Annotated in this window: 4 protein-coding genes; 2 read left to right on the forward strand and 2 right to left on the reverse strand. The window is 52.2% G+C overall.

Annotated elements, in window-relative coordinates:
• Positions 1 to 9 precede the first annotated feature (9 nt).
• Positions 10 to 1,131, reverse strand: coding sequence for an EAL domain-containing protein (locus RC85_RS09985; RefSeq protein WP_068261942.1), 1,122 nt, complete (start codon positions 1,129 to 1,131; stop codon positions 10 to 12).
• A 590-nt stretch (positions 1,132 to 1,721) separates the two neighbouring features.
• On the opposite strand from RC85_RS09985, the gene RC85_RS09990 reads away from it, so the two are divergent.
• Positions 1,722 to 3,062 (forward strand): AAA family ATPase, encoded by a 1,341-nt coding sequence (locus RC85_RS09990; RefSeq protein ID WP_068261936.1) that lies wholly within the window; start codon positions 1,722 to 1,724, stop codon positions 3,060 to 3,062.
• A gap of 11 nt (positions 3,063 to 3,073) precedes the next feature.
• The gene (locus RC85_RS09995) at positions 3,074 to 6,232 is read left to right on the forward strand and encodes a protein kinase domain-containing protein (protein ID WP_068261937.1); all 3,159 of its coding nucleotides are present in this window, start codon (positions 3,074 to 3,076) and stop codon (positions 6,230 to 6,232) included.
• A 1-nt stretch (position 6,233) separates the two neighbouring features.
• On the opposite strand, the gene RC85_RS10000 is transcribed toward RC85_RS09995, so the two are convergent.
• The gene (locus tag RC85_RS10000; RefSeq protein ID WP_068261938.1) at positions 6,234 to 6,938 is read right to left on the reverse strand and encodes an N-formylglutamate amidohydrolase; all 705 of its coding nucleotides are present in this window, start codon (positions 6,936 to 6,938) and stop codon (positions 6,234 to 6,236) included.
• Positions 6,939 to 7,195 lie beyond the last annotated feature (257 nt).

Consider the following 7,195-nt stretch of genomic DNA (forward strand, 5'->3'; position numbering starts at 1 on the left):
GCTGCCCGCTCACGCCGGTGATGGGCGACCGTAGTAGAAGCCTTGCGCGAGATCGAAACCGAGTTCGCGACACGCCAAAGCTTCCTCGGGAGTCTCGATGCCTTCGGCCAGTGCGGCGATATCTAAATCTCGCACCATTTGAACCAGCGTTTCTAGCATTCGACGTCGTTCGTCACTCGCCTTGTCGATTCCGCGAATCAGCGAGATGTCAAACTTGACGTAGTCCGGTCGGGCTTCGATCAATTCAGCCAATCGAGCTTGGCCGGAACCAAAATCGTCGTACGCCAATCGGATGTTCAAATCTCGCAACGCCGAATGAAGCGTGTTCATGGATTTTGGATTGGTGACCGATGATTCGTGAATCTCCAAAACCAAATCGGTGCCACCGGTCATGTCTCGCACCTTGACCAGCGAATCGATTAGACCGGCGATGTCTTCCATTTCGCGTGGGTGAGTGTTCACGAACAGCGATGGTCGGTCCGGCAAATCGCGGCCCACTCGGATGCCTTCCCAGCGAAGCAGGCGGCTAAGTTCGACTTCTAGGTTGAGTTGTTCGGCGGCTTGGAACATTGCTCCGACCGATTCGAGGCCAAAGACACTGCCGCGACCAAGGATTTCAAAACCGACGCCCTTTGCACCCGCAACATCGACGATGACTTGAAAGTGAGGTTTAACAAGACGTTCGCTCATCAGCCGATCAAACTGGACAAGCGCCAGTGCTTGATCGCAGACGTTTTCAGCGATGGTGCCGTTGGTCATTCCGGTGGGCGATTGCCGACGAACGCGGAACGGAGCTTCGGCAAAGTGAATTAGGTCTTCTTCGGAAAGCTTGCAGGTTTCGCCTTGTTCGATTCGGTTACCGTTGATGTAGGTACCATTGGTGCTGCCCAGGTCACGCAAGTAAAGCGCACCCGATTCCACCCACAGCGCGGCGTGATTGCCGCTGACGGTTCGGAATTGCAACTTCATCGACACGCCAGTCTTTCGACCAACGATGTAAGGGTTGCCGTCAATGTGCGCGTGCAGAACGCTCTCGCCTGGCTGTGTTGGGCCGGACAAAAACCAGACGTCTTCGGTGACGACGGTACTGCGACGAATACGGTCGATCGATGCGCTATCAACAGTTGGCATGGTCGGTTCTTCCGAGGATCTCAAAAGTGGTTTGCTTCTGAGACAAAATTCTGAAACGTAAATGAGATTGGGTAAAAGGTCTGTCGCTGAAACGTCACGCCAAATCGGCAAAATGCTTCCTTTCATCAGTCCTTCGTGCAAACCTAGGTCAGTAATTGGTGAACAGACGAATTTTTTTCAAGATGACCGTTGTAAATAGGCAGGTTCGGTTTCCACCGGCCAATCGCTAGGTCGAAGTTGTAGGCCGGAATAAGCGCATCGCAGTTCCGGCAATGACAAGGTGCTAAGGAACGAGCGGGAAATTAATGTCGCCTTTCGCTCCGCGAAAGTAGCGAATTCGCTGCTTTCGCGGAGCGAAAGGCGACTATAAAAAGTCGCACGTTGCTAGGTTGGATTACCGGAACTGCGCTGCGCTTGTTCCGCTTACAACAGGCGTCAAACGCAAAAATGCAACGAACTTTCCTTGCGTTGACTAATTGCGAGCTAGGTTTGTTCGGGCTGGAGAACCAGATCCACCGACGCGGGGCATCATCCGCTGTGAAAATTTGAATCACAAAAATCGAATAACCTGAACAAGCTGCAAAACCGTCATGACGCTTTTAGCTAACGAAACGCATTCATTCGAACCAAGCCTTTTGGGCGGCCTGCTGTCCGACGACACCTTTTGGCCTTCGCAACCGCAAAACGTTGGCGAAACGGGTCTAAGTGAATCGTTCATCGAAGCACTCGTGCTGAAAACAGTCCTGATTGCCGGAACCGTCAGTGGCCGATCGATCTCTGATCGCACCGGTTTGGCGTTTCGCGTGATCGAACCGTTGATGGATGTCCTACGCACACGCAAATTGTTGTCGCATGTGCGTCCCGCCGCATTCAATGACTATTACTACTCATTGACCGAAGCCGGCCAGCAACGCGCCCAAACACACATGCAAAACTGCAGCTACGTTGGCCCGGCACCCGTGCCTTTGGCCGACTACGTTTTGAGCGTCGAAGCACAAGCAGCGGGACTCGATCCCATCGACCGCGATCAACTGCAACAAGCACTGTCGCGAATATCTTACCAAGACGATTTGTTGGACCAATTGGGACCAGCGATCAACAGCAACACGGGCTTGTTCCTGTTCGGGCCTCCCGGAAACGGAAAAACAACGATCGCCCGCTGCCTGACTCAATGTCTGGGCCAAGAAATCTGGATTCCGCATGCGATCATGGATGACGGAAACCTGATCAAACTTCAAGACGACGCCTTTCACCGTCCCGCACCGATTTCAGAAGCCGGATCGGATTCGTCCAGCGGCAATATCCTGAAGACCCAGGAATGGGACAAGCGATGGCTTCGAATTCAACGTCCCACCGTGGTCGTTGGTGGTGAATTGGTAATGGAAAACCTAGAAGTTCGTCACGATCCACGATCCAATATCTGTGAAGCTCCGTTGCAAATGAAGAGCAATTGCGGATGCCTGTTGATCGATGACTTTGGAAGACAACGCATTGCACCCGAGGAATTGCTGAATCGTTGGATCGTGCCGCTTGAAAACAGTTGCGATTATCTGACGCTGCCAACGGGAAAGAAGATTCAAATTCCGTTTGAGCAATTGATCATCTTTTCGACCAACTTGGATCCCGACGAATTGGTCGATGAAGCCTTTCTTCTCCGCGTGCCTTACAAGATTTTTGTTGGCGATCCGACCGAAGACGAATTTCGTGCGTTGATGAACGAAGTAAGCGAAAAACTCGGATTCCCATCGACTCCCGAAGCTTCCGAACACCTCTTTCGCTACTACAAAGAAACCGAGCGCCCGCTGCGTCGTTGTCACCCGCGTGACTTGATGACGCAAGTCGCCAACTTCTGTCGCTATCGCAAGATGCCGATGACGGTTCGACCAGAGTACCTGGATCAAGCCTGCCGTAGTTACTTTAGCCAACTGTAGAAACCACTTCGATGACTACACTTCAAGCTCCGAAGATCCAAGCGGGATACGAACCGCTGCCTGGTTACCGTTTAGAAAAACGGATCGGCCAAGGTGGTTTTGGTGAAGTGTGGAGAGCCGGTTCGCCAGGTGGAATGAAGAAGGCAATCAAGTTTGTCTTCGGCAGCCATGACCAATCGCGTGCGACGCGAGAAATGCGATCGCTCGAACGCATTAAAGGTGTCCGACACCCTTTTCTGCTGACACTCGAACGATTCGAGATCATTGATGATCAATTGGTGATTGTGACGGAGCTTGCCGACGAATCGCTGGAAGATGTGCAGGCCCGTTATCGTAAAAACGGATCGTGCGGAATTCCACGCGAAAAGCTGCTGTCGTATTTGAATGACTCAGCCGATGCGCTGGACTATCTGCATGATTCCTACAAGCTTCAGCACCTGGACATCAAGCCTGGCAACCTGTTGATGGTGGGTGGGCACGTCAAAGTTGCCGACTTTGGTTTGCTGAAAGATCTTCGTGACGTTGAATGCAGCGTTGTCGGTGGTTTGACGCCCGTTTACGCGCCGCCGGAACTTTTTGATGGTCGCCCCAGCATCCACAGCGATCAGTATTCGCTGGCAGTGATGTATCAAGAATTGCTGACCGGGACTCGTCCATTTAGCGGTCGTACGATTGCCCAATTGGCAAGCCAACATGTTCACAGCCCGCCAAATTTAGAACCGCTGCCGCCCAGCGATCGACCAGTTTTGGCGAAGGCTTTTGAAAAGACTCCAGAGCGGCGTTTCCCGAGTTGCCGCGAGTTCGTTGAAGCACTTCGTGATGCACGTAAGCGTCCAGTTTCGGTCGCCAGTTCTACTGACACGCCAATCTTTGGCCAGCAGGAAGCAAAAGCCGACGTCGCCGACTTGCCGCTGCTTGCCGACGGCGGTGGGTTGCTGCCAGAAAAAGCTAAAACGGAGTCAGCAACCAAGCATGCACTCGTGATCGCCATTGGCGGAAGTGGTGCAGAATGTGTTCGCGAACTTCGCCGCCGGGTAGCGGACCCAAGAATGTCCAGCGGATTGAAACTGCACAGCGTGTTGATTGATACCGACATGCGGACCATTCACTCGATGCGTTTGGCCGAAGCATCCGACCGCGTGCCCAAGTGCAATCTAATCCACACACCGTTGAAAACAGCTCACCAGTACCGCGAAAATGGAACCGAGAAACTGCGTTCGATTTCGCGTCGTTGGATCTACAACGTTCCTCGAAGCGGAGCGACCGAGGGTATGCGTCCCTTGGGACGACTTGCGCTAGTGGATCATGGCGAGATGGTGACCAAGAAACTGTCTGAATCGATCCACCAATTGATTGAAGAAGTCGGGCAAGAATCGGTTGACGTTTATGTGGTCGGTTCATTGGCGGGTGGAACATGCAGCGGAATGTACATCGACGTCGTGCATTTACTACGCGATCTGATGGACAAATCCGGTCTGGCCGACACGAAAATTCTGTCTTTGTTGACTTCGGCACCGTTACTGGTTGATCAACGAAATCCAATTGCGGCGCACGACACGCAAGCAGCACTTGTGGAAATCGAACATTTTCTAAAAGCTGGCAACGGATACCCGGGCGACGAAGGCGCGGGGTGGCCCAGCGTTCCTGCTGCACGAACGCCGCTGCATGACATTTATCTTGTCGCAGGTGCGTCGAACAGCCGGTTTGGAATTTCGCCAGTCGATACGATCGTTGAATACTTGTGGGCAGACGTGAACGAGTGCGACGAACTTTTTGAACAAGCAAGAAGTCCCGCCAAGCAAGAAAAGGGAACGGTATCGAAGCTTGGATTCCGAAGCGTCGGCGTGGTTCCTTTGGGCGATTCGCATCGCTTAGAACAAGGATTACTTGCACCGGCATTGGTTCGCGAAGTGATGATGGCGTGGATCGGCAATCCGGCCACGGCGTCAAACCGTGCGTCCTTTGTCGTGCAACGTTTGATGCGAAGAATTGGATTGTCGCCTGACGCGATTACGGCTCAAATCCAAAACTTTCTCACCGAAAAACAAATCACAACCGACGCTGCAGTTGAATCAAAAGGCAGCTCGCAGGATTCCGACGCTGGCGTTGCCAAGCCCGATCCCGTCACGCTGCAAATCGAGGCTCTTGCCAACGGAGGTCGATTTGATTGGATGTGTGCGGGTTGGATTAACAATCTGTATCGTGAAATTTCAGTTGGCCTTTCCGATCGCCGCGTCGATTTAGTGACCGCGGTTGAATCTCTTAAATTGATCAAAGACCAAGCAGCGAAAATGAAAGCTCACGCTTTCGATTCTTTGACGGACTTACCAAACACATCTGGAAATTCGCGGCCGCAAAGCAAATCAGATCGTGATTTTGTTTGTCGAACCGTGCGTGCAGTGACTGCAGTTCAGTTTGATCACTTGTCACGCAGCATTAAGTTCCTGGAAGAAAGACTCGAACGCTTTTCGACAATCTTGGCGATTGCGATCAATGAATCAAAACAGAATTCAAGAGAAGAGAATCCCTGGGCTTCGATGCCTGATGAGATTAAGGCTTACCTGCCAGAGCTAAAAAATTGCCTGCACGATGCCGCTGTGAACTCCTATTTGGTTCGACCGCTGAACGACCAAAGTTCCAACGTTGACGCTCGATATTTGATCACCGAATTATCGCGTCAGGCAACAGATTTGGTCATCCCGGTTGTGCAGCAACACAACAACCTGTTGGTTGTTGAACTGGGGAAGGAAATGAAGCATGATTCTGTGCAAAGCGACGGTACAAAAGCGTTCAACACAGCCAAAATGGTGCAGCATTCGATCGATGCAACGCAAACGATGCCGGATTCTGGTCAGCGTTTAACGGACTCGCCGGTAACAATCGAAGAAGCACTTGAACTGGCGCGTCCCGAACTGCTTTCGCTAGGCGGAATGCAGCGATTGGTTTTGGTCGTCAGCAATGAAATTGAACGAGGACGGATGGAGTCAGAGCTAAGAGCGATCTATGACGGAGCCGTCACCGTGGCTGTGATTCCGGGGGCAGCACCCAAGCTGGTTCATGAAGCTCAGCAAATTGAACTCAAAAATGTGCTGTCCAGACTCAGTGCACTCAATGGCGGAAACGAACACGTCACCGCGCGGCTATCCAGTCGTACCGACGTTGCTTGGTAGTTTATGCCGCGTTTGCCACGGCTGTGATATTCACAATCTGACTAATCGCCAGCGTTATCCCGCGGATCGCTTCGGCGCGCAGTGCCGTTTTTCGCTCTGACCAAGCTCGATTGAGCATCAATTCGATGCCGATGTAGGGTTGGTTCCGGAATTCCGATCGCATGGACTTGGTGATCGAATCGCTTGACCCGCGTCGTGGATAGTTGCGGCGAACGCGCAGCATCGGTGCCGCATCGTACATTTCGTCGATCAAATCTAGGCAGAAATCGACTTCATCGTCATGCGACGGATCGTATGAAAGTCCAACGTCGGTGCGTCGTATCTTGCCTGACTTGCTGCGAAGTCCAAATGTCTGAACCGACAAATGCACCACGTACGGTTGACGCGAAAGCTGATGCGAAATCGCGCTGCGGACTTTTTCGCGATACGGAAAATAGATCGTGTCCAACAACCGTTGCCGATCATCAGGTTTCCATTTTCGAGTCTGCTTTCCAAACAGGTCACGGTGGTGACTGGAAAGCCGAACATCGATCAGCGATGACGCATGTTTGTTTTGAATCAGCGGAACGCGAAGCAGACGCGATAATTCGCCAGCAACCTCTGAAGCCGGATCATGGCATACAGCCGGGATTTCCAGGTCTTCACGAAAACTTAGTTCCGGCGGGATCGATTGCCCACCTTGTTCGCAACTAAGTAAAACGCTCATGAAAATCCTGAAATCTAAAAACCACCCGGAATTGCCCCAAAGTCTAGAAGGCCTAAACGCCACGACACAACCTTGATTCCAGAATTGATAGCATTCGCAGTGCGGGCACAAAAAGTAGGCCGTAGCGAGCCCCAGCGAGTTACGGCAATTTGCGCACCGCCGTAACTCGCTATGGCTCGCTACGGCCTACTTTCAAGGTTCGCTAGTATTCCGCGTCACCTCAATTTTCGGGTAGCGGAACTCGCCAACGGCTTGTT

It is taken from the genome of Rubripirellula obstinata (genome assembly GCF_001642955.1).
Lineage (GTDB): Bacteria > Planctomycetota > Planctomycetia > Pirellulales > Pirellulaceae > Rubripirellula > Rubripirellula obstinata.

Excerpts from the sequence above, each read along its gene's own strand:
- RC85_RS09990 (WP_068261936.1), top strand. The coding sequence starts at position 1,722 with ATGACGCTTTTAGCTAACGAAACGCATTCATTCGAACCAAGCCTTTTG.
- RC85_RS09985 (WP_068261942.1), bottom strand. The coding sequence starts at position 1,131 with ATGCCAACTGTTGATAGCGCATCGATCGACCGTATTCGTCGCAGTACC.
- RC85_RS10000 (WP_068261938.1), bottom strand. The coding sequence starts at position 6,938 with ATGAGCGTTTTACTTAGTTGCGAACAAGGTGGGCAATCGATCCCGCCG.
- RC85_RS09995 (WP_068261937.1), top strand. The coding sequence starts at position 3,074 with ATGACTACACTTCAAGCTCCGAAGATCCAAGCGGGATACGAACCGCTG.